The following is a 653-nucleotide window of genomic DNA, read 5'->3' as shown; positions in this document are numbered from 1 at the left end:
CCCATGGGAGGAAACGGCCCAGTCTATATGCAGATAAAGGCTGCCATTTGTGAAAAATGGCAGTCTTGCTCTTTCCTGAGGTGTCCTCCTCTATTTTACGCTTACAGATGCAAAAGGCCATTTTCGTGATGTGGTGTGATTCGAACCTCTGAGCAAACAGAAAACAGCGAGAGAAGCCCCCGCTGGTAGTTCAAATCGAACTGCCAGCGGGGGCTTCTCTCTTTTTATTACGTAGCTGTTTCAGTTGGTGGTATCGCTTGCTTTGTCTCTGGTTCCTTGGTGGTCTTGGTAATAGCTTTCTGCCATGGCTTTGGATATACTTGCTTTGCAAAACGAGGAAAGGAGAGCAGGCCATGGCAAACACGAAAAACCTATGCGCTCAAATCGACATCGCCCTGCACAACCGGGTAACAAAAGAAAAAGACCGCCTGGAGATGACCACCAGCCAGTACATCGCATCACTGCTCACTGAATACTACAAGATGAAAGATGAGAATGGAGGAATCAACATGACAGGCAGCAGAACGATGGCATTCCAGATCCCCGAGGAACTCTTCCAGCGCATCAAGACCCACCTGGCCAGAGAAACGGCTCGGACCGGCGTAAAGCTCACCCAGCGGGACTTCGTCCTGGGCCTGATCGAGCAGGCGCTG

Annotated in this window: 1 protein-coding gene; it reads left to right on the top strand. The window is 50.7% G+C overall.

Translation table 11 applies throughout. The features are described 5' to 3' along the window. Positions 1-353: 353 nt before the first annotated feature. On the top strand, positions 354-653 hold a 300-nt coding region (locus ACTQ33_RS17110), incomplete at its 3' end, for a translation initiation factor 2 (protein WP_441465690.1).

It is taken from the genome of Candidatus Avoscillospira sp. LCP25S3_F1 (assembly GCF_052117125.1).
Classification (GTDB): Bacteria; Bacillota; Clostridia; order Oscillospirales; family Oscillospiraceae; genus Avoscillospira_A.
Note: the sequence above shows the minus strand (reverse complement) of the source record. Positions and strands in the feature narration are given on the sequence as shown.